Origin of the sequence: Kineococcus glutinatus, assembly GCF_039542765.1 — a bacterium.
In the GTDB taxonomy this organism is placed as follows: Bacteria; Actinomycetota; Actinomycetes; order Actinomycetales; family Kineococcaceae; genus Kineococcus_A; species Kineococcus_A glutinatus.
This window is the reverse complement of record NZ_BAABIL010000622.1, coordinates 1-1,967: the sequence shown is the minus strand read 5'-3', so window position 1 is coordinate 1,967 and position 1,967 is coordinate 1. Positions and strand designations below refer to the sequence as shown.

The window sequence follows — 1,967 nt, the reverse complement described above, 5'->3', positions numbered from 1 at the left end:
CCCGTGCCGCGGCCGCACCCCCGCACGCGCCGCCAGCAGCAGGTCGACGTCGAGCAGGGAGTCCCCCGCGGCCACGAAACCGACCGCACCGGTGCGGCGCACCACCTCCGCGACCCCCGCGGACTTCGTCAGCCCGCGGGGCACCGCGTAGACCTTGCGGCCCTGCACGGACAGCCCGTACCCCCAGCCCGCCAGCAGCGCCGCCAGCTCCTGCACCCGCTCGGCGCCCAGCGCCTCCCGCTGCCCGGGGCGCAGCACGCAGTAGGCGAACAACCCCGGCACCACGTGCACCCCGGGCACCCCGCCGGCCGGGACCGCCGCCACGAGCTCGGCGGCGAGGTCGTCGAGGGCGGCGCGCACGTCCGCCAGCGGTGCGCACCCGGCCAGCTCCGCGCGCACCCGCTCGGTCCACCCCCCGTCCGGCACACCGTCGACGAGGAGCACCCCGCCGTTGGCGCACACCGCATACCGCGGCGGCGGGCCCGGCAGCCGGATGCGGCCGTACTGGGCCGGGGTGCGGGTCGTGGCCGGCACCAGCAGCTGCGCCGTCGTCAACAGCCGCAGCAGCCGGGCCGCCGGCGCCGTGACGTGCGACAGCGGACGACCCTCGTGCACCTCCACGCACACCAGGTCCGCGACGTCGCAGCCGGCCGAGCGCGCCGAGAACACCAGCGTCTGGTCCAGGTCGCTGGCCGCCAGCAGCACGCTCACACCGCCGTCCCCGCCGCGCCGGTCGCCCCGCGGGTGAAGCGGGGGTGGATCAGCCCGATCGCCGAGTACGCCAGCCCCGGCACCTCCTCCACCGGCACGCCGCGCTGCTCGGCCAGCAGCAGCACGTGCTCCAGGGCGCCGGGATCGGCCAGCTCCGCCGCCGGGCGCACCAGCACCCGCCACGGCACCCGGCGCAGCAGCACCCGCGTCGTCTCCCCCACCCCCGGCTTGACCAGGTTGACGTCACCGATGCCGTAGGCGGCCGACACCTCCTCCACCGCCGCCCACCCCGCGAAGGTGGGCTCGCGCGGCCCGGCGGCCACCGCGTCGGCGGCCGCCGGCACCTGCGCGGCCACGGCGTCGAAGTGCGCCCCGACCGCGTCCAGGAAGCGGCCCGAGACGTCCGCGCCGGCCAGCTCCGCGTAGTGCTTGGCACCGTGGAACTGCCCCGGCCGCAGCAGCCGGTCGTTGAGGACCGTGCGGGAGACCAGGCCGGACACCGTGCTGTTGAGGCAGGCGGAGGGCACGAGGTAGTCCTCCCGGCTGCCGAAGGTGCGCACGCAGCGCCCCGGGTCGGCGAGCACGGCGAGGTCCGCGCTGAAGCGGACGCCCCGGGTGCGGGCGTGCTCCTCCAGCGCCGCGGCCAGCTCCCGCACGATGGCGCCCTTGCCCGTCCAGCCGTCGACGAAGACCACCGACGCCGGGTCGTGGGACGCGGCCAGCCAGCGCAGCGCCACCGCGTCGATGCCGCGGCCGCGCACGATGGACACCGCCACGTGCGGCCAGTCCAGACCCCAGGCGCGCGCCGCCCAGCGCCGCAGCAGCACCCCGACGGGGGTGCCCGCCCGGGCCAGCGAGGCCAGCACGACGTGCTCGCCGCGCTCGCGGCGCAGCAGCTCCGCGACGACACCGACGCCCAGGGCGACCCGCGCCGCACCGCGCTCCAGCGCCTGCTCGAACAGCTGCGCGTACCGCGGGCTCGGCTGGTACTCCACCGGCAGCGACTCCGCGTAGTGCGCGCCGCCGGACTGGATGGCCTCCTCCCGCTCCTCCGCCGGCGCCTCCAGCCGCACCCCGGACAGGTCGGTGAGCAGCCAGCGGACGTCGTCGGGCGCGTAGGAGCCGAACCCCGGCCCGCTCAGCGGTTCCGGCAGCGCCTCCGGCAGCGGCTGCGCGCGCTGCGCCGGCACGGGCGGGCGCGCCGGCGCGCCGGCCGGCAGCGTCACGAGCAGCAGCCGGCGGGTGTGCGGCAGCAG

Annotated in this window: 2 protein-coding genes; both read right to left on the bottom strand. The window is 78.1% G+C overall.

All coding sequences use genetic code 11. The features are described from left to right. The coding region (locus ABEB16_RS19140) for an HAD family hydrolase (protein ID WP_345713801.1) at positions 1-711 on the bottom strand (711 nt) is incomplete at its 3' end. Continuing rightward, the coding region (locus ABEB16_RS19135) for a cysteine protease StiP family protein (protein WP_345713800.1) at positions 708-1,967 on the bottom strand (1,260 nt) is incomplete at its 5' end. The genes ABEB16_RS19140 and ABEB16_RS19135, both read right to left, overlap by 4 nt.